Raw genomic sequence first — 24291 nt, 5'->3', positions numbered from 1 at the left:
GGGCCTCGGGGCCCGCAAGCTGGCGGGTGGCCTCCAGGCCGTCGAGACTCGGCATCCGGATGTCGAGCAGGCACACATCGGGGCGCAGCCGCCGGCAGGCCGACCAGGCCGTAGCCGGTGCGCGGTGACGATGTCTTGGCGTGGGCGGGGCCGGTGTCGACCGACGCATACACCGCCCCACCGTCCTGGTGTCGGTGACGGACGACAGCCCGGGCTGTCGGAGAATCCGCCGCCGGGCGAGCGTGCCGGCCGCGAGCGGCCCGCTCGGGTCGACCGGTCGCAGCGCCCGCCGACACGTCGACGGTCTGCGTCATACGCGTCGCCGTGTGTGTTCAGTCGGCTGCGAGCAGATGGGCGGGGGCGATGCGGGACAGCCGTCGTATCGGCACCGTCAGGGCGGCACTGACCAGGGCGGTTGAGGCCAGCGTGGCCAGCAGTGCGGCACCGGCGAGCGCCAGAAGGTGTCCGTGCAGCAAGCCCTGTCCGAGCGACAGCACCCCGGCCAGACCGGCCACTGCGCCGGACAGGCCGCCCAGCAGAGCCAGCCCGATCCCCTCGCAGAAGGTCAGCCTCGCCAGGTCGCGGTCCGTCCAGCCGGTCGCCCGCAGCACCGCGAGGTCTGCGGCGCGTTCACGCTGAGAGAGGACCAGGACGTCGACGGCACCGGCGGCGCCCAGCAGCAGCGACAGGGCGACGCTCAGGTAGTCCGCTCTACGGGCTTGCGCCACCACGGCGTTGCCCAGGAGCGAGCCGGCAACCTCGCCGCGGAAGGTCAGCGTCAGGGCGAGCAGCACCGTGAAGGCGGCCACTCCCAGCGCCAGCCCAGCCGCACCCAGTAGGGTGCGGCCCCGTACCCGCAGCAGGTTGAGTGCGGCGAGCCCGGCTATCGAACGCACCGGGCGAGCCCGGCGGGCCGCCGTCACCGGCGGCCGGACGGCTTCCATCGGACCCAGCCGGGTCGCGAGCCAGGCGGGGATCAGACCCGCGACAGTGGCCAGCAGGAGCGCCACCGGCAGCACGAGCAGGGACCTGCCGCCGGCGTCGGGCTGGTGCAGCATCCTGCCCAGCCCGTAGGCGAGCAACGAGCCCGCGGCCCCGGCGGCGAGACCGATCGCGGCGAGTTCACCGAGGATCAGGCGGAGCACCTCGCTGCCGCTCCAGCCCAGGCAGCGCAGTGTTCCGATCTCGGTGCGACGGGAGCGCACCGAGGCCAGCGCCGCCTGCGCGAGGAAAAGGGCGCACACGATGAGGACCAGGGCGAAGAGCACTGCGCTCTTGGCGTCCACCGCCCTGAGGATGCGCAGGGCCACTCCCTTGGCGACCCAGCGCTCCGTCACCTGAACGGTGGGGCTCAGCGCCACCGTCTGCGGGGCGGGGGAGCTGCCGACGGTGACGTCCACCTGGAGGCGGGGATAGGCGGCTCTTATCTGCCCGGCGACCGCGTTCACCCGCGCGCGGGAGGCGGTGTCGACGCCGGTCACTCCGGCCACCCGGATCCTGATTGCGCTGATCGGCGCTTTGTCCTGAAGGCCCGGCACCCTGCGGCTCTTGGTGAGCGAGGTGATGGAGTCCATCGTCGTCAGCATGGTGGGCGGTGGGCTGACGTAGCCGCCCAGATTGCGGTCGGGCTGCAGCGGCCGGCCTTGCAGTGCCGCGCGGGTGTCGCTGTCCGCGCCCGTCACCTGGGGCGGCTGGTAGGTCTCCAGCGGGGCCTGGGACAGCGGTGAGAAGCCGGGGAGCTTGCTGGTGTCATAGCGGCCCACCAGGTGGACGAAGGGATTGGGCAGGCGTCCGGAGTCGACGCCGCTGCACCAGCTCTGCCCGAGGCAATCCGTCGAGGCGTGCTTGGTCACCTTCCGGTACTGGGGGCCCTGGTTCTCCTCGGGAACGTTGGGCACCGGCTGGTCGTCGCTGGTCACCCACAGGCCGGGCTTCTGCGGCGGCTGCGCCTGCACGGCAAGGCCGCCGCCGGGCGTCTTGCGGTAGGTGACTGGGCCGACCGTCCAATAGGCGTTGGTGTCGAAGGAGTTCTCGTCCAGCGTCTTGCGGTACCCCTCACTGAGGTCGGCGTCGACATGGCCCACCGCGGTGCCGAGCAGGCTGCGGACGAAGCTGTCGGCGGTGGGGCTGCCCAGTTCGGAGGGCAGTTTGTCCGGGTCGCCGACGTCGAGGCGTTCGACGGTGGCGCCTAGCGTTCCTGAGGTCAGCGGACTGCTGCTGAGCAGGGCCGGGAAGTATGCGTCGTGCGCTCCGTGAACGCTTTTGGAGGGCGGGAGCGTGTACGGCTTGTCCCGCTCGGTGAGCATCCGGCCGGAGGTGATCGTGTCGCCCAGGCCCACTAGTCGGTTCTCGGCCACCGGGTCGATGCCGGACAGCAGGACGGGGTAACCGACCCAGATGTCGGCGGTGGCCTTGCCCCGCCCGGACTGGCAGTTCATCTGCGACTGCAGGTCGGGTTCGAACGCCGAGATTTCCCTGCGGTCCTCGCCGATGAGGTTCGGCTTCATCGGCAACTCGAGGTTGAACTCGGTTTGTTCGGTCTTGTCCCGGTTGAAGTAGAAGCAGACGCCGTACTTCCCGTTCAGCTGATATCGCCGGGTCTTCTTGTCGACCGCGCCCTTCTCCAGTGTGTCGGACCGGAAGGTACCGTCCGCCGACGTCCCCGACGTCAGGGGGCTGCGGGTGAGGTATACGTACTGGTCGGCGGCACGGTAGCTGCCCAGTCCGGCCGTGAGCGTCGGTCTGAGGCGCAGGATCTGCCGGGACGCCTTGCCGTCCAGGAAGCGGGACACGTCCACGGTGACGTAACTCGACACCATGAGGTAGCCGATGTTGGCGACCGGTGCGGCCACGTCGACCCCGGCCATGTCGCGGATGCGCCGGTACTGGTTCATGGTGATCCCGCCGAACGTGCCGGACAGGAAGTTCGGTGCGACCAGCCCGTTGTGCCGCTCCACGTCGGTGTGCGAGTCCGGCGGACGCACCAGGATGTCGTAGGCGGACCGCGCGTTCGCCTGGACGGCGCCCACGGTGGTGGCCCGGCTCGTGCTCACGGTCGCGGTCAGCAGGGTGAAGCTGGTCGCCGCCACCAGGATGCCGGCGGCCAGGGCCAGCGCGCGTCCGCGTCGCCGCCGGAGTTGCTCGAGGATCATCGCTATCACGGCCGCAGACCCCCCAGCCGGTCCAGGACGTCGCCGGACGGCGTGATGCGCTGGTCCGAGGTGATCCTGCCGTCCTGCAGACGCACTACCCGGTCGCCGAGGGCGGCGACCTCCGCGTCATGGGTGGCGATCAGCATTGTCATCCCATACTGCCCGCGCAACGACATCAGCAGGTCGATGATCTCGCGGCCGATCACACTGTCCAGGTTGCCCGTCGGCTCATCGGCTAGCAGCAGCCCCGGCCGGTTGATCAACGCGCGGGCCACGGCGATGCGTTGCTGCTGTCCGCCGGACAACTGCGAGGGCAGGGCGTCGGCGCGGTCGGCGAGCCCGACCGCTTCGAGCAGTTCCATGCCGCGCTCACGCCGGTCGAAGTCCACCCTGCGCGGCAGGACCGGGGCGAGCACGTTGTCCAGCGCGGTGAGCGCGGGCAGCAGGTGAAAGCGCTGGAAGACGAAACCGATACGCCGACGGTGCCCGTCCAAGTCCCGGGGTTGCAGCTCGGTGCCGTCGATCTCGACATGCCCCTCGTCGGGCACGTCCATGCCGCCGGTCACATGCAGCACGGTGGACTTGCCGGCCCCGGAAGACCCCGTCAACATCACCGCCTCGCCGTCCGCGACCTCTAGGTCGACCCCGTCCAGAGCGGTCAGCCCGGGATACCTACGGCTCACCCCGCGCAACACCACGCTCACAGCCATCTGTGCTGCCTCGCCCTCATGCATTGGCTCAATGCACACGTATGTTGTCACAGAGCAGAGGGAAGCAGCAGGGGCAGACGAACAAAATACGTGCCCATCCACCACGCCGCGCGCTGCTGAGCGGGCAACCGGATCACGGATATGACCTCAAGGCCCGCTTCGAGGAGGCCGTCGGCTCGCAGCGGGGCGGCCTCAACATCCGCCCAGGACCGGGACGTCGGATGAACGTGGTGAACAAGAAGCCCCCTGCAAACTCGTGTCACATTGCGCCCTGTCGTTTCCGTCGCAGAGCGAGCGGGCGACACGTGGCCCAATTCCTGACTGTCGGTGGTCGCGACTTTGCCGACGAGGTATGCGTCGGATGTGAGTGAACCCATGCAGGTGGTTGCGACGTGTCCCGGCGTCACGCTCGGGGCCCAGCAGGGAGGCGACCAGCATGAAAGCGGGCAGAGAGTAGGCGTCCACGTAGGCGTGATAGTCGGCCTCGGTGGCGAAGCCGTGAACTCCAACTCAGCTGTTGGGTGGACAGGTATTCCCCCACGACCTGCCTGAACCGGGGGAACGCCGCCGTGGTGTGCAGCAGCGTACGGATCGGCGGATCGTCACTCACCCCACTGTCCAACGCCTAGGTCGTGTCCGCAATGTCAGGGCAGCCAGAGTTGTAGACAGGCGATGGTTACCAGGGCCTGGTAGTGGCGGGCGAGTCTGTCGTAGCGGGTGGCCAGGGCTTTGTTGTGCTTGAGCTTGTTGAAGCAGCGCTCGACGACGTTGCGGCGCCGGTAGGCGGCACGGTCGAGCCGGCAACGGCTCTCACCGCGCCGTATGCGGCCGTTGATCTGGTCGATCCGCTCAGGGATCGCCGCCTCGATGCCGCGACGACGCAGGTATGAGCGAATCTTCGTCGATGAATAGCCCTTGTCGGCAACGACGCGTTCGGGCCGGGTCCGGGGCCTCCCGGGCCCGCAACGGCTGACACTGATGCGGGTCATGACCTGCTCGAACTGGGTGCAGTCATTGACGTTGCCGCCGGTGAGCGTGAAGGCCAGCGGGCGGCCCTGCCCGTCGCAGGCGAGGTGGATCTTCGTGGTCAGCCCGCCGCGGGACCGGCCGATCGCCTCACCCGGCCAGAGCCCCCTTTTCGGGCCCCGGCCGCGTGCTGGTGAGCCCGCACCGTCGTGGAGTCCACGCACACGACCGTCCAGTCGACCGCACCGACGGCGTCGCAGTACTGCTGGACGTGAGCCAGCAGCCGGTCCCAGGTGCCGTCGGCGGACCAGCGACGGAAGCGTTCGTAGACCGTCTTCCACGGGCCATAGCGTTCGGGCAGGTCCCGCCAGGCAGCCCCCGTGGACAGCTTCCACAGGATCCCGTTGACCACCTCACGGCGATCCCGCACTGGACGGCCCATCCGCGGCGGGGCGAGCAACGGCTCGATCACCGCCCACGACTCATCGGTCAGCTCATGACGACGCACCACGAAAGGACCAACGCCCGAACCACTTTGCGGACACGACCTAGTCTTCTGAGTCAGGAATTCTGTTCAGATGTGTAGGCTTGCCAGGTGGCACGGACTGGGCGGCCGAAGGCCGAGTTGACGCTGTCGGATGAAGAACGGGCTGCGCTGGAGGGATGGGTACGGCGCCGTTCGACGCCGCAGGCGTGGGCCTTGCGGTGCCGGATCATCCTGGCCTGCGCGAACGGGGAGTCGAACAAGGACGTGGCTGCCCGGCTTGGTTCGACACCGCATGCGGTGGGCCGGTGGCGGGCACGGTTCGTTGAGCACCGGATCGCCGGCCTGGGCGACATGCCACGGTCCGGCGGGCCCCGGACGGTCACCGACGAACAGGTGGCCGCCGTGGTGACCAAGACGCTGGAGAGCACGCCGAAGAACGCCACGCACTGGTCGACGAGGGCGATGGCCAAGGAGATGGGCCTGTCGCAGTCGAGCGTGTCTCGGATCTGGCGGGCGTTCGGTCTGCAGCCGCACCGCTCGGAGACGTTCAAGCTGTCGACGGACCCGTACTTCGTCGACAAGGTCCATGACGTTGTGGGCCTGTATCTGGACCCGCCCGAACGGGCTTTGGTGTTCTGCGTCGACGAGAAATCGCAGATCCAGGCGCTGGACCGCTCCCAGCCGGTGCTGCCGATGATGCCGGGTGTTCCGCAGCGGGTCACGTACGACTACGTGCGTGCAGGCACCACAACACTGTTCGCCGCACTGGAAGTCGCCACCGGCAAGGTGATCGGCTCCCTGCACCGCTGGCACCGGGCCGAGGAGTTCAAGAAGTTCCTGATCAAGCTCGACCAGGAGATCCCGGCGGACCTGGACGTCCATCTGGTGCTGGACAACTACGCCACCCACAAGACCCCGGCCATCAAGACCTGGCTGCTGGCCCACCCACGCTTCCACCTGCACTTCACCCCCACCGGGTCGTCCTGGCTCAACCTCGTCGAGCGATGGTTCGCCGAACTGACGAACAAGCAGATACGACGAGGGGTCCACAAGACAGTCCACGCGTTGGAGAAGGACATCCGCACCTGGATCGCCGCATGGAACACCAACCCCAAGCCCTACGTCTGGACGAAGACCGCGGATGAGATCCTCGAACGCCTCGCCAGCTATCTGAATAGAATTCCTGACTCAGAAGACTAGTAGTGCTTCGTTAGGTCTATACGTTTGCGCTGATCAAGAGCATGTTGAGGGTGTGGACAGGCATGAAGTGAACCGATTACGGGCCGCGTTGGGGCTGTTCGTGGCCGATGTGTTCGCCTCGGTGCCGCGTACAGATCAGCGGGCCAAGGGTGAGTGCTATCTGCGGGGGCTGATGCTGGATGGCCGGCGCAAGTCGATCCAGCCGATGGCCGCGCGGCTGCCGGACGGCAACATGCAGGCCCTGCAGCAGTTCGTGAACCAGTCGCCGTGGGATCCGCTGCCGGTCAGGCAGCGGATCGCCGAGCGGCTGTCCCACGTTGTCAGGCCCGAGGTGTGGGTGATCGACGACGTGTCGTTCCCCAAGTGCGGCAAGGCGTCGGTCGGGGTGGCCCGCCAGTACTGCGGAGCGGTCGGCAAGCGGGCGAACTGCCAGGTCGCGGTCAGTGTCCATGCCGCCACTGACACCGCTTCGTGCCCCTTGGAGTGGCAGTTGTATCTGCCGCGCGAGTGGACGCACGAGCCCGACCGGTGCCGCAGGGCAGGAATCCCCGACGGCGTGGTGCATCAAGAGAAGTGGCGTCTTGCACTCGGCCTGCTGGACACACTCGCCGCATGTCAGTTGAAGACCCCGGTCGTGGTCGCCGACGCCGGCTACGGCGTCAGCACGCCGTTCCGGCATGGTCTCCAGGAGCGAGGACTGTCCTATGTCCTGGCCCTGAACGGGAAGGAAGTCGCTCATCCGGAGGATGCCCGGCCGCACCAGCCCGCTTATGGCGGACTCGGGCCGCCCACCCTTGCCCGCTACCGCACCCCGCCGCGAGCCCTCTCCACCCTCGCCGCGCAGGCGGGTGCCCAGCGATTCTCCGAGGTGACCTGGCGCCAGGGCAGCAAGGGCGTGATGACCTCACGGTTCACGGTGCTGACGGTGCGGCCCGCGGGCAAACAGTCCCTGGCCGCCGCACAGGAATCAGGCGGCGGCCGCAACCGATGGAACGGCGTCCTGCCCACCGAGACCCTCCTGGTCGAATGGCCGCACGACCAGGACGCCCCGACCGACTACTGGATATCGAACCTGCCGCCTGCCACACCGACCGCTGGCCTGGTGCGGTGGGCCAAGATGCGCTGGCGGATCGAACACGATTACCGCGAGCTCAAACACGGCCTGGGACTCGACCACTTCGAAGGCCGAACCTGGCGCGGCTGGCACCACCACGTCACCCTCGTCACCGCCGCGCAGGCATTCCTCACCCTGCGCAGGCTCGACCCAAAAGGCGAAGCACCAGCCCAAGCCTCTACCAGACCCTCGACACCCTGCAAGACCTGCTGAGGTGCTGGACCGGCACCTGCAGCACCTGCGGCCGCCCCCTCACAACCAGCAGAACCAGAACCTCATGAAGCACTAAGTACTGGGACTGTAAGACGTTCGGCCCTGTCTCATATTCGGTGGTGACGCAGAGTGGTGAGGTGTCGTTGGTATCCATGTGAAGGATGTCAACGAGCTTGTGCAGACGGTGTTTTCAGGACTGTCCCCGCTGGTCATCGAGGATGTGGTCGACGAGGGCGAGCGAGTCGTGGTGCGGGCACGGACTCCGCAGGACGCTGCGGCCTGCCCGGTGTGCGGGGTGTCGTCGGGGCGGGTGCACGGCTATCACTGGCGGACGTACCGGTCGACGGCCGGCGGGTGGTGGTCCGTGCGCGAGTGCGACGTCTGGTGTGCCCCACCCGCGGCTGCCGACATACCTTCCGCGAGCAGGTTCCTGGAGTTCTGGACCGATACCAGCGACGCACCACTCGCCTGACCAGGCAAGTCAAGGCGGTGGTCAAGGAGTTAGCGGGCCGGGCGGGGCACGTTTGCTGGCGATACTCGCGGCGGGCGTCTCGCGTCACACGGCTCTGCGCGCCCTGCTGCGGATCCCGTTGCCCACCGGGCGGGCGCCCCGCGTGATCGGCGTCGACGACTTCGCTCTGCGCCGGCGGCATCGCTACGCCACCGTGATCATCGATGCCGAGACCCACGAGCGAATCGACGTGCTGCCCGACCGCACGGCCGACACCCTAGAAGCATGGCTGCGCGAGCATCCGGGCATCGAGATCGTGTGCCGCGACGGCTCCGCGACCTACGCCGAGGCGATCCGCCGCGCCCTGCCCCGTGTGACGCAGGTCGGTGATCGGTGGCATCTGTGGCACAACCTGTGCGAAGCCGCTCTGAGCGAGGTCAAGGCGCACAGCACCTGCTGGGCCACCGTACTGGACGCGCCTATCTACGACGGACCCCGCGCCCAGACCACCCTGGAGCGCTGGCACCAGGTCCACGACCTGCTCAACCAGGGCGTGGGCCTGCTTGAATGCGCCCGCCGCCTGGGACTGGCCCTGAACACTGTCAAACGCTATGCCCGCGCCGACCGGCCCGCGCGGATGCTCCGCGTCCCCAAGTACCGCGCCAGCCTCGTTGACCCCTACCGCGAGCACCTGCGCAAACGCCGGGCCGAGGATCCCGGCGTCCCCGTCCAGCACCTCTTCGAAGAGATCAAAGCCCTCGGCTTCACGGGCTGCCTGAACCTCCTGCACAAGTACATCAACCAAGGCCGCGCGGACGCCGACCGCAGCCACATCTCCCCGCGCAGGCTCGCCCGAATGCTGCTGACCAGGCCCGACAACCTCAAGGCCGAGCAACACGAGCTCCTGGCCAAACTCACCGCCGCCTGCCCCGAGATGACCCAACTGGCCGCAGACATCCGCGACTTCACCCCGCTCCTTGCACCTCACGCCGACAACGCCGACGCCCTCTCGCGCTGGATCGTCCAGGTCCGCGGCGCCGACCTGCCCCACCTGCATGCCTTCGCCCGAGGTCTGGAACGAGACCGCGACGCCGTAAACGCCGCCCTCACACTTTCCTACAGCAACGGCCCCACCGAGGGCGTCAACACCAAGACCAAGCGGATCGCGCGCCAGATGCACGGACGGGCAGGCTTCACCCTGCTTCGCCATCGCATCCTCCTCGGATAGCCGCACGCTCCGTCACCACCGAATATGAGACAGGGCCACTCGTTTGACAGTCCCACGAGAGCCCACTTGGTGACATCCAGGGCTTCCTGTGCGGGCAGCAGCGTGCGGATGCGGCGCTCGTCCAGGACGCGCACGATTGAGGGATCGGCGGTCATCGAAGCATCTTCCTTACGGCGGGCCGGGCAAGGCGTTAGGGGGCGATACCGCCTGCCCGCTGCGCCCTGAGGGTCGGCGGACCGGCGCCGGCAGGTCAGCGTCCGGAATGGCTGGTGCGAGGGCAGCGAGGAAGCAGCATTTCCTGATGCAGTGCGTATGCGATTCCTGCGCTCACGTACTGCCGGGGTGTGTACGAGGGGGCCGTACCGCACCCGCGCGTCAGACCAGGCGCCGCCGCATCCACCAGAGGCACAGTGCGGTGAGCGCCGCCGCGAGCATCAGACACAGAGCGGTCTCCACCCCCTGCATCGGCCACAAATGTGAGGCGGGGTGATAGTCGGCCCAATGGCCGGTCCGTCCGTGAGCGGTGAGGCACTTGTCGAAGTCGTGCGACGAGTAGCAGATGTTGACGTCCGAGACCCGGGCGCCGGAAGCGGAGAGGGGGCCGTCGGACATCACCCAGGCGTCATCGGGACCGGGGATCGCGCTGGTGTGCTGCTTGTTCACGGTCACCGTCGGCAGCAGGTGCCCGCGGATCCGGTCCAGCAGCACAAGCACCCCCGCACCTACGACCAGCGTGGCCGCCATGGCGGCGACGGTACGCCGCAGCAGCAGGCCGAACGTCGCTCCCACCACGAACAGCAGCACAGACAGGCCCACCACCACGGGTCCGATGCCGTAATACGGATACCACTGGTACCAGGGAAACTGGCCGACCATCACGTCAGCCACCGGGTGCCACCACCAGGTCATGGCCAGGGCGAGGACGGCACTGATCAGCGCAGTCATGGCCGCAGGCACGGCGAGCTTCGCCAGGAACCAGCGCACCCGGGACACCGACTGGGAGCAGGCGGTCCGGTAGGTGCCGGTCTCCAGTTCCTGGGCCAGTTGCGGACCGCCGAAAAACAGGCCGAACAGCAGCGGCAGAACGATCATCACCTGCAGAGGACGGCGCATCGGGTACTGGTAGTCGGCACCGAAAGCGAGGATCTTCGAAAAGCACGGCGAGGACGGATCGATCACACCACGGCACGCGTCCAAGTGCCGCTGGTCGATGGCTTTCACCGTCTCCTGGTGGCGGACGGCGGCGTAGACGGCCACCGCGAGGGCGATGCCGAGGCCGATCCAGAAGGCGACGCGGTTCTGCCGCCACACCAGCCAGATGAGGCCACGCAGTCGCAGAGCACGAGGCGGCCGGGGGAGGGCAAAGGTGGTCACGCTGTCACCTCCGCGGACTGCGCGGTGCCAACGCTGGCGCTCGTCGTGATCAGCGGGGGGACGTCGGTGGTACGCAGATGGGCGAGCAGAAGATCCTCCAAACCGGGTGGGCCGACCTGCCAGCCGCGCGGCAGCGGGCCGCGGGGGCGGATGAGCGCAGTGAACCGGCCGTCGGGCGTCCGGCGGCTCTCGACGACGTCGTGCCCTGCCAGTTCCGTCGGCCGGCTGGTGGCGGTGTCGGGCGCGGACACTAGGCGGTGGGCGTCACTGATCGCGTCGATTTCACCCGCCAGCCGGACGGTGCCGTCGTTGACGAGGACGAGATAGTCGCAGGAGCCTTCGAGTTCGGCGACCATGTGCGAGGACATCACCACGGTCGTGCCGTTCTGGGCGGCGTCGTGCATGAGCATGTCCGTCATCTGGCGCCGTACCAGTGGGTCGAGATCGGCCATCGGTTCGTCGAGCAGGACAACATCGGGCCGTTTGCCCAGCGTCAACGCAAAGGCGACCCGGGTGCGCTGGCCTCCGGAGAGGGTGCCGACCCGCGCGGACAACGGCACGTTGCCCTCGGCGATGATCCCTTCGGCTCGCACCTGGTCCCAGGAGGGGTTGAGTTCGCGCCCCATGCGCAGGATCTCCTCGACCCTGAAGCGTTTGTAGAGGGCCTTGTCCTGGCTGAGGAAGGCCGTGCGACGTCGGGCGGCGGAGCTGGCGGGGGCCTCGCCGAACACGCTGATCATTCCGGTGCTCGGGGTGAGCAGGTCCGCGGCCAGCGAGAGCAAGGTGGTCTTGCCCGCGCCGTTCGGTCCGACCAGGGCGCACAGCCGCCCGGCGGGCAGCCGGAAGGAGCAGTCGCGCAGCGCCCAGCCGCGGCGGTAGCGCCGGCCCAGTCCGATGGCCTCCAGAGCGTATTCGGTCATGACGTGTACTTCCCGTGAGCGCAGGCGCGCGTTAGCACGGACGGGCCATCGGTGCACGTGGCGTGCCGAGGGGTGAACGTTTTCATGGTCGGCAACGCTAGGTGCGCCATAGCGGCCGGGTCTTCGGCCGAAGGTCGGGGGATGCGGCCTGGCCGGGCGACGAAAGACGGGCGTTGCGCACGGCGGGGCATACCAAAGTATGTGTCTGCCGCTCCAGCGTGCGTGGATGCTACGTATGAGGGACTGAGCAGTCGAACGACCGCTCGGGGTGGAGCGTCGGTATGTTCCCTTCAGCCCGGTCGGTCATGAACCACGGCCGACCGGGCAAACGGACCGGCGGCGGGCGCGTCACCGCGAGGGCATCAGCCGCATGTCAGGCTGCGGTTATCACCACCGTGCGGCGGTCGGTCTCTCCGGCGGTCGAATCCGGGCGGGGCGCACGATGAGGCACACAGGGTTTGTACCCGAGGAGAGCCACGATGCCCCAGCACCCTTCGTCCCGCCGGAGAAACAGCCATCCGCCCGCCGAGTCCCTGATGCTGCACATTCCTCTTCGCCCCGCTCGAACGATGCATCCTTGGTGGCCGGTTCCGTTACAGTGCTGCCGATCCCTTCGTCGTACGTCTTGATCTCATCCTCGACGCGAGGTGGAGGTCACCTGGTTCCTGGGCCGGGACATGTTCGCCGCCGGTCTGCTGGCGCCCAGCGGCGACGGTGACATAGGGGTGTGGCCGTCGTGCGGCCCGCAGCACGCACGCCTCCTTCTCAGTTTCCAAGGCACCGACGGAGAGGCCACCGTTGAGGCTGACCTCGACATGTTTCCTGACCGAGTTCGACAGCTCCTTGTGGGACGTCAGGGCTGTCGACGAGCGTGTACTCAGCGAGCTTCGTCACCACTACCGGGTGCCAAGGATCTCTGAACGGGCCATTTCACCCGCTGCTTCTGCAGCGTGAAAACCGTCTGTCAGGCTCGCCCGTTGACCGGGCGGGCGACACATTCCACGCCCGTGTCAGGTGTGTGTGAGTGATGCCCAGTGAAGGAGTCAGGGACGTCGCTCGGCCGGTGTCCCGACGGGCGCGGCACACCCGCCCTGTCCTGCCTAGCCACGACGCACGGAGGTGGCAGAGGGAGTCGGCAGATGCACATGCTGGGCCGCGCCGACGGACATCGCACGTCTTCTTCGCGTGCTCGAGCCGTGTCGAGGACGACAAGCGTCGGCGCGAACGCCTATCAGGAACGGCGCAGCAGGTCGGCGGCGCGCTCGGCGATGGCGTACACCGTGGCATTGGTGTTGTTGGACGGTATGGAGGGGATCACCGAGCCGTCGGCGATCCGCAGGCCGTCGAGGCCGTGTACGCGCAGCTCCGAGTCGACGACAGACATCTCGTCCTCACCCAGGAGGCAGGTGCCGACCGGGTGACAGTAGGAGCCGAAGTACCTGCGGACGTGGCGGGCGAGCGTTTCCTCGTCCACCGCGTCGAGCCCCGGGCTGATCTCCTTCACCCCCCATCCGGCGAGGGCGGCCGAACCGGCGATCCGGCGGGCCGTGGCGATGCCGGACAGCACGACGCGGACGTCTTGGTCCGCGGTGAAGTAACGCGGATCGATCACTGGTGCCGCGTAGGGGTCGGCCGAGCTGATCCGGAGCGATCCGCGGCTGATCGGCCGCATCGGCGAGATCCCGATGGTGAAGCCGTTCTGGACCGGCGCGACCGGGTTGGGCAACGGGATGTCGATGAAGATGATCTGCATGTCCGGCCCGTCGACGTCCGGGGTGCTGCGCAAGAGCCCCAGGATCTCGCCATGGTTGTTGCGCGGGGTGGGAACCGGCTGCTGGGCCTCGTAGACGAGGTTGGCACGCGGGTGGTCGTGGAGGTTGCGGCCCACCCCCGGGAGCCGGTGGAAGACGTCGACCCCGGCCTGCCGCAGGTCCTCCTCCGCGCCGACACCGGAGCGCTGCAGGAGCAGCGCGGAGCCGATGGCCCCGGCCGTCAGCACTACGTCGCTGGCTGCCATCGCGATGCGGGTGGAGCCGTCGACGCCGTACTCCATACCGACGCACCGCGTGCCTTCGAAGATTAGCCGGTGCGCGGTCGCTCCGGTGACCACGTCAAGGTTGGGGCGGTCCAGTGCCGGGGCGAGGTAGGCATCGGCGGCGCTCTGCCGGCGGCCGTCGACGATGTTGAGGTCGACCGGGGCGAAGCCCTCCTCCAAGCCGCCGCTGATGTCGAGGGCCCGGCGGTGACCGGTCTCGACCGCGCCGTCGAGGCAGGCGAGCAGGACCTCGTTGGGGTGCCGGGCCGGTCCGACGGTGAGCGGGCCGTCGGTGCCGCGGCCGCGAGTACCGCTTGTGGCCGTCTCGCTGCGCTGAAAGTAGGGGCGCAGGTCGTCGTACGCCCAGCCCTTGGCGCCGTGTTCGCTCCAGCTGTCGTAGCTGCTGTGGTGACCGCGGGCGAAGACCATGGCGTTGATGGCGGACGAGCCGCCCAGGCCCCGCCCACGAGGAAGTGGCACCGGCGCTCCGGAGGACTGCTGGACCACCGTGGCGTCCCCCCAGCCGGCCTCCGAGGCGGCGAGAGAGGGCCAGGCCGGCGGGTACGCCACGGCCTCGGGCAGGTTGGCCGATCCCGCCTCCAGCAGCAGCACACGGGTGCCGGGGTCCTCACTCAGACGCGCGGCGAGCACACAGCCGGCCGTGCCGCCGCCGACGATGACGACGTCGTGGTCAGATTGCTGAGAAGACATGACTGATCCGTTCTCCCTGGTTCTTGGCGAATCGTCGGTTCGACATCGACCGCAACAACGGACGAACCAATGATTCTTCATATCGAGTATCAGTGAACCACAAGTGTGCGCGAAATATGTATCTCTAGGGAGCAAACGCTCGCCTGCAGATACGCCCGATGCGCCCATCGGCTCATCGGGCACGTGTGAGCATCGGGTGCCCGGAACGACAGGATGTGACGCCGCGGACTTCGTCCTCGTCCAGGGGGTCGCTGCCGTTCCCTTGGAGCCGTCCCCTGAGATTCTTGAAAGCCTCACACCGCGTGCCGAGCGCTTCCTCGGTCCGATGCCCAGCGGAAGAGCCGAACTGGTCGAGCATCAGCAGCACGGCCGGGTGCTGGATGCGTGGGCCCAGGACTCACTCCAGCGAGGGATGGATCTGGGTGAGCAGACCGCGCAGCCGGTTGCTGATGCGGGTCGCCTCGTCGGCGCGGTCGTCGTCGAAGCCCACGATCATCTCCAGCTCGGCGACGGTCTCGTCTTCCAGCTCGAGGGCGCGGAGCGTGTGTGGCATGGCGCGGGCGGCGTCCGCGATGATGAACGCATCGCGGGCATCCGTCTTGGCTTCGCCTGGGTGGAGATCGGCGATCCGCCGCATGGTCAGGCCCGGCAGATAGGCCACCTGGCAGCCGGCATCCCGGGCGACGGCCAGGGGCAGGGCGCCGATGGAGGCGGGCTGGTCGACGAGCACGGTGCCGTGCTTGGCCTGCAGCTTCTCGAAGAGTTCCCGCAGCTTGGGTTCGCTGTTAGGTAGCCGCTTGTCGAAGGCTTTCTTCCCTTCCGGGGTGACGGCGGTGGCGTGGTGTTCGCCCTTGCCGACGTCCAGGCCGAGGAAGGCGCCGATGTCACTGGTGTCGATCACGTGCGTCCTCCGGTTGAGCGTCCCGGCCTCACCTGCGGCACCAGCTGCCAGCATCCACATTACGAAGAGCCTCCCAAGTCCCTCGCGGGAACCGGTGGGCATGCCCCTAATCAGCGGTCTGCCAGTGCCTCCGGGACCGGTGACACCACCCCCCAGATCATGGTCAACAGGGGGGACCAGTCTTGCCGGACCCGGAGGCCGGGAACCCCATTGCGGGGCCGATCAAGAAGGTAATGGGGGACGTCAATGCCGAGGCGGGCGCCTTGGTCGAGCCGACGACTCCAGCCCGACCCCATGGCAGGGGCCGCGCCGCGCGGGCGGCCACCGGGCTCATGCTGGCCCTGCCCGGATCCGCCTACCCGTACCAGGGCGAGGAACTCGGCCTGGCAGAGGACCCGGCCCTGCCGGACTCGGCACGCCAAGATCCGGCGTGAGAACGCGACGGTCACCGCATGCGCGGCCGCGACGGCTGCCGCGTCCCCCTGCCGTGGACAAGTCAGGGCCCCGCCTTCGGCTGCACCGACACTTGGTTGCCCCAGTCTCCTGCAACGGCACCTACGCCGCCGACATCCAACGCGCCACCCCCGACTCGACCCTGCACTTCTACCGCAGCCCGCTGCGCCTGGGCCGACGCCACCGCCTGGGAGCAGCAAACCTCCGCTGGCTGCTGTCCCGCGCCAACGTCCTGGACCTCACCAATGGCGCGATCGGAGTAATGACAAACCCGACACGCACCCGATCCCTCTGCCGCCCTCCCGCCACCTCGCGCTCGCCTCCGCCGCGGTGACAAACCACTTGCCTCCGGACACGACGGCGTGGCCCGCGTTGACCTGGGGCCGCAGACCGAAAGGGCGGGCCGGCCGGCCCCACGGGTCAACACCCAGACACTTCCTCCTTCAAATGTTTGCGGCGGTGACTCGGATCACACCACCAAGCCTGGCACCTGATGGTGTGAACCCGAGTCACCACCGCAAACGTTTCAGCGGAGAAAGTGTCCAGATGTGGGGTGTGCGAGCGATCTCGTGCCGACGGGCGACCCCGGCGGCGCACGAGACCCGCGCCTGCACTGCCGATGAAGCAAGGAGCATGATGACCGGCACAGAAAAGGTGAGCGGTACTGGAGTGGCCGGTGTGGGGATGACTGCGTTTCTCGTTGCCGCGGGACGGTCGATCGAGGCGACACGGACCGACGCCCTGGCTCGGGACACATACGCGCGGGCCTTTTTGGAGACGGCGCCGGGATGTGCCGACTGGCCCACCCACCTCGGCCAGGTGCCGGACGGCGACGCGGATCCGCTGTGGGGTCGGCTGGCCCGCTTTTTCGGTCTGCGTACCCGGGCGTTCGATGACTTCCTCACAGAAGCGGCCCACAACTGCCGTCAGGTGGTCGTGCTCGGAGCCGGCCTCGACACGCGCGCACACCGCCTGGCGTGGCCGGACGGCACCACGGTCTTCGAGATCGATCACGAGGACGTGCTCCGCTTCAAGCAGTCCGTGCTCGACGCACGCAACGCCGTACCGCGGGCCGCACGCGTCGCCCTGCCTGTCGACCTCCGGCAGGACTGGACCGGCCCGCTGATCGCCGCCGGCTTCGACCCCACCCGCCCGACAGCATGGCTCGCCGAGGGGCTGCTGCCCTATCTGCCGCCCACGGCGGAGCGGGATCTCCTGCGGATCCTTGACACCCACAGCGCCCCCGGAAGCGTGCTCGGCTGCGAGGTCAAACACGGGGTCGACGCGGTGGCACAACGTGACTACCCCATTTACGCAGCCGTGCGGGAGCGGACGGGGATCGATCTGCTCGCCCTGCTGAGCGCGGAGGCGCGTCCGCAAACCGTCGCCGAACTGGCGGCCCTGGGCTGGACGAGCGACGTGTACACCCCGTTCGACTTCACACGTCAGTACGGCCGCGGTCCTCAGCCGGCTCCGGACGACGCGCTGGCCGCCAACCGGTGGATCTTCGCCACCTGCTCCGCCGCCCTCAGGTCCGTGGCCGCGTGAGCGCCGCGGACCGGGCCGTGCAGCCCCCTGCCACCCCGACGGCCGTGGGGACAGCGCGCTTTCCCCTTGACCTGCCGGACGAGTTCCTGCAGTGCTTCCCGATGGGCGGCCGGTGGGTGCGAGCGAACTCCGGACGCCGAGTCACGCTGACCTCGCCGTCGACGGAGGAACCCACCCTGGACCTCCCGCTTGCCGACGAGAGTGACGTGGACCGGGCAGTCGCTTCGGCCCGTGACGCATTCAATCACGGCCCCTGGCCACGGATGCCCGCCGCCGAACGCGCCGCTCACCTCGCGCGGTTCACCGAGGAGGTCCGTCGGCGACTCCCCTTGCTGACGGGACTATGGACCGCGCAGGTCGGGGCTCCTGTCAGCTTCGCCCAGGGCCTCATCGGGGCAGGTGAAAGACGCCTCGACTTCTTCGCCCGGCTCGCGGGCACCTTTCCTTTTGCCGACCGGCGCCCCACCCGCCGCGGCCACGCCCGGGTGCTGCGTGAACCGGTGGGTGTGGCCGCGCTGATCGCACCCTGGAACGCGACCTTCGGCATCTTCGCGCACAAGATAGGCGCCGCTTTGGCCGCCGGATGCGCCGTCGTGCTGAAATCACCGGTCGAAAGCCCGCTGGAGGCCCTGGTCATGGCCGAGTGCGCGATCGCCGCCGGCATTCCTCCTGGTGTCGTCAATGTGGTGACGGCTGACGCGGAACTGTCCGCCCGCCTGGTCGCCCACCCCGCGGTGGACAAGATTAGTTTCACCGGCAGCCTGGCCGTGGGCACACGCATTGCCGAAGTCGCCGCCCGCCGCATGGCCCGCACAACGCTGGAGTTGGGCGGCAAGTCCGCCGCGATCCTCCTCGACGACGCCGATCTGACCACCGTGATGCCTGCCCTCGTCCCGCTGGCGATGCCGTTCTCCGGGCAGATCTGCTTCGCACAGACCCCGGTGTTGGCCCCGCGACACCGCATGGCCGAGGTGGAGGAGGCATGTGTCGCTGCGGTCGAAACGCTGACCGTCGGTGATCCCTGGGATCCGGCGACTGACGTCGGGCCGGTGCTCAACGCACGCCAGTACGCCCGCGTTCTCGCTTACACGGAAACGGGCCGTCGTGAGGGCGCCCGCCTGTTGACTGGAGGCGGCAGGCGGCACGGTCTCGACCGAGGGCACTACATCGATCCCACCGTCTTCACCGACGTCAAGACCGATATGACCATCGCGCGTGAGGAGATCTTCGGCCCAGTGATCACGTTGCAGGCGTACGACGACGTGGACGACGCCGTACGCATCGCCAATAACACGGACTACGGACTTAGCGGAAGTGTGTACGGAGCGGACGCCGACACCGCGCTTGAGGTGGCGCTACGGGTGCGGGCCGGCCACCTTGCCGTGAACGGATTCGAGATGTCACCGAACGTGCCCTTCGGCGGCTGCAAGTTGTCCGGGATCGGCCGAGAGGGCGGACCTGAGGGGCTGGAGAGTTTCCTGGAGACGAAATCCGTCTTCATGCCGACGCCTTGAGAGCAGCCACCGGGTACGGACAGCACCATAAAGTTTTTCCGTGTTGAAGAACCTTTTAATACTGAAATTCGTTGGCGCTCTCATCTCTTGTAATGGGAGGACGTTAAAAGGTTTACTGCAGGCATGATCAAGAAGCTCAAGCAAAACTCCACCGGAATTGCGCTGGCCGCCACCGCGGCTGCCTGCCTGCTCGCGGCAAGCGCCGGCTCGGCTTCGGCAGCTCCCACGGCTCTGCACAACGAATACAAAACGTCTTACTACACGACCAGTTGGGGGGTGTCCGCCTGGACGCTGTGTCAGGCTGCGGAGAACCAGAAGAACTACGCCACCTACGGCACCGCCAACCCCACGGGTGCCGAGCAGTACTACTGCTCCTCGGCCAGTGCGATCAAGGTCAACCTGTGGTGGGCCCACTACTGACAGGTACTTTTGCCTGAAGGGGTGCCCAACCCATGTCGGCTGGGCACCCCTTCGGTGTGTGAAGCCACCGGTCACCGGTGACGCTCACCACCCACGAGACCGTTGCAGGGTGACTGCGTGTCGGGATGGTGATTGGCTCCGGTCAGGGCGAGTTCCTGGACGCTGACGCCAGGCCTGTCGCTAGGACAGGTCGTGGACCGCATACCCGCCAGTTAAATGTCCAGTTGTCGCGCCCACGCGTGAGGAGGCGCAGAGCCGCTGATGGTGATGATGCCGTCGCGTCGCACAGCCCTCGAACCACGAACTGGCGGGGCCGTCAAGGAATGCTGTGCATCGAGGAGTTCGAAGGCCAATAGCTGTTGATGGACTCACCCGTGGAGGCCCGGTACTTCCACGAAGTGCTGATCAGTGTCTTCCGCTCCGCCCATGTCACGCCCGTGTACTCGCAGTACCTCAGCCAGGTGCACAGCACCCTGCCCCTGGTCAACGTAGGCCTCGGTGCCCGTGACCGCCGCACGACTGCGCCACCCCGACGTCGTCATCAAACCCCCTCGAACTGCTCACACCGGCCGCCGTGGAACTGAACCTGGTCTGTCGCCGCACCGACCACAACCCGGCCCTGCGCGCACTCCTGCACCGCCGGCGCGAGCGCATCCCGTGACCAGACCCGGCTACAGCGTGGAGTTGGCCAGCAGATAGTCGACGGGCTCGACGACCCCGTCAGCCGTGTGGTGCGGAACCGTGAGCCCTGCAAGTTGGTCACGACCCCGCACCCAGATCGTGCGCAGACCTGCCGCCGCGGCACCGGCGATGTCGGTCTCGGGATTGTCCCCGCTCATCCAGTCCCCGGCCGTCAACTGCGTGCCGCTCCCAGCGGCGGCAAGCTCGAAGAGCCGTGCGGCGGACTTGCGCACGTCGATGTCACCGGATGCGGCGATCCCGTCGATCAGATCGGCGAGCCCGTGGCCCGGACCTTGGCCTGCTGGATGTCACCGGCTCCGTTGATCGCGACGCAGATGCTCCAGCCGGCGTCCTTCAGCCGTGCCAGACTGTCCAGCACGATGCGCCTGCAGTGCACGGCAGACGCCAAGCGGTCGACGTACATGTCACAGATCCTCGGCCGACTCCCCGAGCTGGAACGTGTCACGCAGACTCTCGAAGTCGCCGCGATCGGCAACGGCGGCCAACTCGACACGCACCAGCTCTCGATCTCCGGCCCGTAGGCATGGTCGTGGACGAGCTCGGCTATGGCATTCCGCGAACGCGGCACGACGGTCGACCAGGGTGCCGCCGTCCACGTCGAACAAGGCAAGAGGCATGCATTGGCCCTAGCCTGCAGGATCGTCGCGGGATCCGGCCGGAGATCAGGTCCCGGCACAACGGGACGGAACCCGGCAGCACGGAGCGCCCATCGAACGCGGTCTGCCCCCACGAAAATTCCACGCCCTGTATGAGCCCCTAGGCCTGCCTCCTCCGCTCCCATTGCCCACGCGGCGGGCGCGGAGACGTACCGCAATGTGCACACCGGGCTGTGCATGGACGACAGCGACGGCGGCGAACTGCGCACCTGGCCCTGCAATGGATTTCGGCTACCAGAAGTGGACGGTCAAGAAGCCCACCCAGAGCTGCATCGTGTGCAAGAGCGTGAAGACCGGGCCTGCATCGCGGACGCGGGCTAGAAGAGGCGCCTGGTCGTCCTGCCGTGCGTGACCACCTCGGTGAACCAGCAATGACAGTAGAAGGTCGCACCTCGGCGACCGTCTCGGCCGCCCCACCTCGGACCTGTCGCACCTCTCGCACCCCTCGAACAAGGAGGGTGTCGGCAACGTCCGCCTGCACATCACGCATCCGCTCCCTTTCGTGAGGGTGCGATATCACCTGCTTGTGTGATGCGGGTCCGATGTCCGCAGGCATACCTTCAGGGCCACCGGCGCGCTCCGTCCATGGCCTGACAGGCAAGGAAGATTCAGAAAGCCGGTCCCTTCGGTCCCTGGTCCACCCCTCGGTGGACACCGTCAATGGGCGAGCGACGCCGCGTCGCCCAGGACGGCGTGGGATGGTCCGCGGGATCGAGCGTGCGCAGCTACTGCTTCGTGCGGGCCCTGCAGAGGCCGATGCAGGCGTGCGTGGGGCCGCCGTGGTTGACGTGGACCCAGATGCCCCTGCCTCGGCGGGGGCAGACACAGGGACGGGATCAGGCGGGCCGTACCTGGGCCGGCACGCAGGGGGAAAGCATGCCGGTCCAGGAACCATCGGGACGGCGGTTCGCATTCGAAGGCCCGCCACGCCCACTGGCTACGTTCGGAAGCCGGGTCGGGGGCGTCACCGCTGACGGACGCGACACCTCCCGGGTTGCGCACACCCAGCCGGGAAGCGATGGGGCAGGCCCCACAGACACGCACCACGCCGTCGTTGGGGGCAGCCTGAGTTCCACACGTACCCATCGCCGATCCCGACGCTGTCACCGCTCCCGACCGCGACCAGCCCTCTCCTAGCGCGATCTCCGCGTCCCCGGCGCGGCAGCCTGCCGACAGATATCGGCCACTTCCACGGGGAACGCGTCCATGCACCACCTGAACCCGCTTCCGCCACCGCATGTCAGCCTCCTCCGCGGGGTTACCGGAGGGCAGTAATTCGCAAACCAAAGGCGCGCTATTCAGTCACGTGAGACTGCTCACAGAACCTCATCCGGCAGAAATTCGTTCGGAAATGAATCTCTTGTCCGGCCGCGAGGGCATCGTTTAAGTTGCTGACGCTCATCGACCTCCGGCTCAATAGCCGGACACGCCCTGCGTCGTTCGAGAAGGAGTGTTCATGCGGTTCACGAAGAAGGCCACGGCGGCTGTCGGCCTGGCTTTGACGGCCGTGGCACTGACCGCGTTCACCGCCGTTCCCGCGTCGGCCGCGCCGACATCCGGCACGATCAAGCTCTGCCAGGACGCCTACAACAGTTCCAACCGCTGCACCTACGAGTACACCGACGTCCCCAACATGTCGTACGCCAGCAACGGGAATTTCCAGGACAGCATTTCCTACATCCAGAACTACAGCGGCCGTACCTGGTGCCTCTGGACGGACACCAACTACTCCGGGATCCAGGGCGTGTTTCAGAACAACTACACCTGGAACACTTTGAGTTACCCCTACAACGACAGCATCTCCTCCGGCCGCCCCTGCTGATCGCCGTCGCGGCACCGTAGCAGGGGGCCCGGTCGGTCACCCGCCCGTGATGTGGCCGGCCAGGTCCCCCTCGGCCCGCGCGACCGCTTTCGGATCGGAGTCATGAAGTCACCTGATTGCCGTCGGTCGACGGTTCTGCTCGCCACGGCAGCCTTCCTCCTGCTCGCCACCGGCTGCGCCTCTTCGAGCGGCCCGGTGCAGCGGGCCGGCGATTCAGGCACTTTGCGGACCGCGATCATCCGCACGGTGCGCGCGCTTATCCCCGCAGGCAGCCTCACCCAGAATCCGGGAATTTCCCCCGCTCACAGCGGACCGATGAGCGCAGTCTCATTCACCCTGACGAGAAACAGTGCCGTCGGTGATCTGAGAATTTCTGTCAGCCGTCTTCCGTCACCGGTTTCTCCTCAGTTTTCCAGTTGTCCTGACAGCGCGCTCAACCCTTACAGCAACTGCGCCATCAGGAAGCGCCGCGGAGCTGTTCTGCTGTCTGACGAGCAGCCCGTCGATGGGGCCCGTCCCTCCGCCGGCCAGCGCTTGACCGCTGTCCTCACCACTACGGACGGACGGCAATTGGTGCTGTCTGAAGCGACGGTTGCGGCCGGTGCGGGAACGGCGACAACCCGAGCCCGCGCAGACCTGCCCCTCACGCTGCGGCAACTCACCGTCATGGCGGATTCAAAGAAGTGGCGTCCGGTGCTCGCCTCGCTGCCCGATGTGCCGGCTCCGGCCGCGCCGAGTGTCGATCAGTCCCTGCCCGCCGACAAAATCACCGCGATCATCGAGAGATCACTGCCTTCGGGGCTCGACGTCGCGCACGCCGGCGGGCAACCCGGATTCGGCCACGTCACCGTTGACGACGGGCTCGGGACCTGCCTGGTGGCCGTGACGGTGCAGCACTGGAAGCCGGAGGACGCCGACATCGCTGCACTTTTCGCCAAAGCACGCAGGACATCGGACGGCACCCGCGTCCTGACGTCCCGGACGCCGTCGGCGAAGGGCGGTTCCGGAGCCGTCGAGTGGCGGGTCGACACCCTGTCGAGGAGCGGTGTACGGGTGCTCGTCAGCGAGGTCAACGCCCGCGCCTACCACCTGCCCGGCACACGAACCACACCCGTGCTCGACATCGACCGGCTCACACGGATAGCCCGCGACGGAGCCTGGCAGGAAGCGTCCCGCTCGCCGTCCCTCGCCCGCTGAAGCGCCCGCACGCCGACCACCGCACCCGTGCGCCGACGCATCACACCACAGCGCCTCCGAGTCCCGCGGCGCTGCTGTCTCACGGAAGGAGAGGTGGGCGCGATACTCGAAGCCGAGTGAGCCGTACAGCCTCAGCACAGCCTCCTGAGCGGCTTTGCGTGCGGGTGCACGTCGGCCGAACCGGCCCGACGGGGCGAGGCGCCCACCCGCTCCCGGGTGTGTTCCAGAGCGGCCAGTGCCATTCCGAGCAGCGGAGCCACGAGCGTCACGGTCAGGGCCGGGACGACCGCCGCCGCGCACAGGGGTTCGTCCGGATGGTCCTGCGCACAGCCGCCGTTCACCATACGATGTTCAGCGGCAGACGACTCCTGTCGCCACACGTGTGACCTACTTCTCCCGCGTGCATCAGGTGGGTCACTTGGTGAGGTGGGTGGTGAAGTAGTCGGTGAGCTTGTCGACGGCGGGGTTGATGTATTCGCGCTTGTCGTAGAGGTCGACGTGGCTGGCGCCGGGGATG

General features: G+C 67.8%; 18 protein-coding genes and 5 pseudogenes. 11 read left to right on the top strand and 12 right to left on the bottom strand.

Annotated features, from left to right (window positions below):
- The 4 genes and pseudogenes from ABZT06_RS48520 to ABZT06_RS48505 all read right to left on the bottom strand — a co-directional run.
- Positions 1–94, bottom strand: a pseudogene (locus ABZT06_RS48520) (DNA-binding response regulator); the annotation flags it as partial.
- Positions 95–332: 238 nt separating this feature from the next.
- Positions 333–3152: an FtsX-like permease family protein gene (locus ABZT06_RS48515; protein WP_355755874.1), complete on the bottom strand. Its 2820-nt coding sequence runs from the start codon at positions 3150–3152 to the stop codon at positions 333–335.
- 5 nt (positions 3153–3157) lie between these two features.
- Positions 3158–3862 (bottom strand): ABC transporter ATP-binding protein, encoded by a 705-nt coding sequence (locus ABZT06_RS48510; protein WP_355755872.1) that lies wholly within the window; start codon positions 3860–3862, stop codon positions 3158–3160.
- 644 nt (positions 3863–4506) lie between these two features.
- A pseudogene (locus ABZT06_RS48505) lies at positions 4507–5270 on the bottom strand (IS5 family transposase).
- Positions 5271–5423: 153 nt separating this feature from the next.
- On the opposite strand from ABZT06_RS48505, the gene ABZT06_RS48500 reads away from it, so the two are divergent.
- The 3 genes and pseudogenes from ABZT06_RS48500 (at position 5424) to ABZT06_RS48490 (ending at position 9521) form a co-directional block, all read left to right on the top strand.
- Positions 5424–6515 (top strand): IS630 family transposase, encoded by a 1092-nt coding sequence (locus tag ABZT06_RS48500; RefSeq protein WP_355755869.1) that lies wholly within the window; start codon positions 5424–5426, stop codon positions 6513–6515.
- A 52-nt stretch (positions 6516–6567) separates the two neighbouring features.
- Entirely contained in the window at positions 6568–7842 is a 1275-nt protein-coding gene (locus ABZT06_RS48495) for an IS701 family transposase (RefSeq protein ID WP_355755867.1), read from the top strand.
- A gap of 148 nt (positions 7843–7990) precedes the next feature.
- Positions 7991–9521: pseudogene (locus tag ABZT06_RS48490) on the top strand (ISL3 family transposase).
- 375 nt (positions 9522–9896) lie between these two features.
- Here the strand turns inward: ABZT06_RS48490 and ABZT06_RS48485 are convergent.
- Both ABZT06_RS48485 and ABZT06_RS48480 read right to left on the bottom strand, forming a co-directional pair.
- Positions 9897–10895, bottom strand: a complete 999-nt coding sequence (locus ABZT06_RS48485) for an ABC transporter permease (RefSeq protein WP_355755865.1) — start codon at positions 10893–10895, stop codon at positions 9897–9899.
- Complete coding sequence (locus ABZT06_RS48480; protein ID WP_355755863.1) at positions 10892–11815, bottom strand: ABC transporter ATP-binding protein; 924 nt, start codon at positions 11813–11815, stop codon at positions 10892–10894. Before ABZT06_RS48480 ends, ABZT06_RS48485 begins: the two co-directional genes overlap by 4 nt.
- 647 nt (positions 11816–12462) lie before the next feature.
- On the opposite strand from ABZT06_RS48480, the gene ABZT06_RS48475 reads away from it, so the two are divergent.
- The gene (locus ABZT06_RS48475) at positions 12463–12735 is read left to right on the top strand and encodes an SsgA family sporulation/cell division regulator (protein ID WP_355755861.1); all 273 of its coding nucleotides are present in this window, start codon (positions 12463–12465) and stop codon (positions 12733–12735) included.
- 311 nt (positions 12736–13046) lie between these two features.
- On the opposite strand, the gene ABZT06_RS48470 is transcribed toward ABZT06_RS48475, so the two are convergent.
- Together ABZT06_RS48470 and ABZT06_RS48465 are read right to left on the bottom strand one after the other, a co-directional pair.
- Positions 13047–14561 carry a GMC family oxidoreductase N-terminal domain-containing protein gene (locus ABZT06_RS48470; RefSeq protein ID WP_355755859.1) on the bottom strand — a complete coding sequence of 505 codons (1515 nt, stop codon included), beginning with the start codon at positions 14559–14561 and terminating at the stop codon, positions 13047–13049.
- Between the two features lie 337 nt (positions 14562–14898).
- Positions 14899–15462 (bottom strand): annotated as a pseudogene (locus ABZT06_RS48465) (IS110 family transposase); the annotation flags it as partial.
- A 233-nt stretch (positions 15463–15695) separates the two neighbouring features.
- Between ABZT06_RS48465 and ABZT06_RS48460 the strand changes: the two are divergent.
- The 5 genes from ABZT06_RS48460 (at position 15696) to ABZT06_RS48440 (ending at position 19397) form a co-directional block, all read left to right on the top strand.
- Positions 15696–15896, top strand: coding sequence for a hypothetical protein (locus ABZT06_RS48460; RefSeq protein WP_355755857.1), 201 nt, complete (start codon positions 15696–15698; stop codon positions 15894–15896).
- 92 nt (positions 15897–15988) lie between these two features.
- Entirely contained in the window at positions 15989–16249 is a 261-nt protein-coding gene (locus ABZT06_RS48455; protein ID WP_355755854.1) for a hypothetical protein, read from the top strand.
- A 302-nt stretch (positions 16250–16551) separates the two neighbouring features.
- Positions 16552–17463: an SAM-dependent methyltransferase gene (locus ABZT06_RS48450; RefSeq protein WP_355755852.1), complete on the top strand. Its 912-nt coding sequence runs from the start codon at positions 16552–16554 to the stop codon at positions 17461–17463.
- 101 nt (positions 17464–17564) lie between these two features.
- Positions 17565–18977: an aldehyde dehydrogenase gene (locus ABZT06_RS48445; RefSeq protein WP_355755876.1), complete on the top strand. Its 1413-nt coding sequence runs from the start codon at positions 17565–17567 to the stop codon at positions 18975–18977.
- Between the two features lie 123 nt (positions 18978–19100).
- Complete coding sequence (locus ABZT06_RS48440; RefSeq protein WP_355755850.1) at positions 19101–19397, top strand: hypothetical protein; 297 nt, start codon at positions 19101–19103, stop codon at positions 19395–19397.
- Between the two features lie 671 nt (positions 19398–20068).
- Here the strand turns inward: ABZT06_RS48440 and ABZT06_RS48435 are convergent.
- Positions 20069–20311 carry an HAD hydrolase-like protein gene (locus tag ABZT06_RS48435; RefSeq protein WP_355755847.1) on the bottom strand — a complete coding sequence of 81 codons (243 nt, stop codon included), beginning with the start codon at positions 20309–20311 and terminating at the stop codon, positions 20069–20071.
- 32 nt (positions 20312–20343) lie between these two features.
- Positions 20344–20502 carry a hypothetical protein gene (locus ABZT06_RS48430; protein ID WP_355755844.1) on the bottom strand — a complete coding sequence of 53 codons (159 nt, stop codon included), beginning with the start codon at positions 20500–20502 and terminating at the stop codon, positions 20344–20346.
- A gap of 1709 nt (positions 20503–22211) precedes the next feature.
- Between ABZT06_RS48430 and ABZT06_RS48425 the strand changes: the two genes are divergently transcribed.
- Positions 22212–22577: a hypothetical protein gene (locus ABZT06_RS48425; protein ID WP_355755842.1), complete on the top strand. Its 366-nt coding sequence runs from the start codon at positions 22212–22214 to the stop codon at positions 22575–22577.
- Positions 22578–22679: 102 nt separating this feature from the next.
- Positions 22680–23774 carry a hypothetical protein gene (locus tag ABZT06_RS48420; RefSeq protein ID WP_355755840.1) on the top strand — a complete coding sequence of 365 codons (1095 nt, stop codon included), beginning with the start codon at positions 22680–22682 and terminating at the stop codon, positions 23772–23774.
- 131 nt (positions 23775–23905) lie between these two features.
- Here ABZT06_RS48420 and ABZT06_RS48415 read toward each other — a convergent pair whose 3' ends face one another.
- Positions 23906–24115, bottom strand: a complete 210-nt coding sequence (locus ABZT06_RS48415) for a hypothetical protein (protein WP_355755838.1) — start codon at positions 24113–24115, stop codon at positions 23906–23908.
- Positions 24116–24188: 73 nt separating this feature from the next.
- Positions 24189–24291: pseudogene (locus ABZT06_RS48410) on the bottom strand (alpha/beta hydrolase); the annotation flags it as partial.

The sequence above is a fragment of the Streptomyces sp. NPDC005483 genome, assembly GCF_040606035.1.
In the GTDB taxonomy this organism is placed as follows: Bacteria; Actinomycetota; Actinomycetes; order Streptomycetales; family Streptomycetaceae; genus Streptomyces.
Note: the sequence above shows the minus strand (reverse complement) of the source record. Positions and strands in the feature narration are given on the sequence as shown.

What these genes read in the sequence shown, in the direction of transcription:
- ABZT06_RS48515 (WP_355755874.1), bottom strand. Translation starts at nt 3,152, where the DNA reads ATGATCCTCGAGCAACTCCGGCGGCGACGCGGACGCGCGCTGGCCCTG.
- ABZT06_RS48510 (WP_355755872.1), bottom strand. Translation starts at nt 3,862, where the DNA reads ATGGCTGTGAGCGTGGTGTTGCGCGGGGTGAGCCGTAGGTATCCCGGG.
- ABZT06_RS48480 (WP_355755863.1), bottom strand. Translation starts at nt 11,815, where the DNA reads ATGACCGAATACGCTCTGGAGGCCATCGGACTGGGCCGGCGCTACCGC.
- ABZT06_RS48470 (WP_355755859.1), bottom strand. Translation starts at nt 14,561, where the DNA reads ATGTCTTCTCAGCAATCTGACCACGACGTCGTCATCGTCGGCGGCGGC.
- ABZT06_RS48460 (WP_355755857.1), top strand. Translation starts at nt 15,696, where the DNA reads ATGGGGGACGTCAATGCCGAGGCGGGCGCCTTGGTCGAGCCGACGACT.
- ABZT06_RS48450 (WP_355755852.1), top strand. Translation starts at nt 16,552, where the DNA reads ATGACCGGCACAGAAAAGGTGAGCGGTACTGGAGTGGCCGGTGTGGGG.
- ABZT06_RS48445 (WP_355755876.1), top strand. Translation starts at nt 17,565, where the DNA reads ATGGGCGGCCGGTGGGTGCGAGCGAACTCCGGACGCCGAGTCACGCTG.
- ABZT06_RS48440 (WP_355755850.1), top strand. Translation starts at nt 19,101, where the DNA reads ATGATCAAGAAGCTCAAGCAAAACTCCACCGGAATTGCGCTGGCCGCC.
- ABZT06_RS48430 (WP_355755844.1), bottom strand. Translation starts at nt 20,502, where the DNA reads ATGTACGTCGACCGCTTGGCGTCTGCCGTGCACTGCAGGCGCATCGTG.
- ABZT06_RS48425 (WP_355755842.1), top strand. Translation starts at nt 22,212, where the DNA reads ATGCGGTTCACGAAGAAGGCCACGGCGGCTGTCGGCCTGGCTTTGACG.
- ABZT06_RS48420 (WP_355755840.1), top strand. Translation starts at nt 22,680, where the DNA reads ATGAAGTCACCTGATTGCCGTCGGTCGACGGTTCTGCTCGCCACGGCA.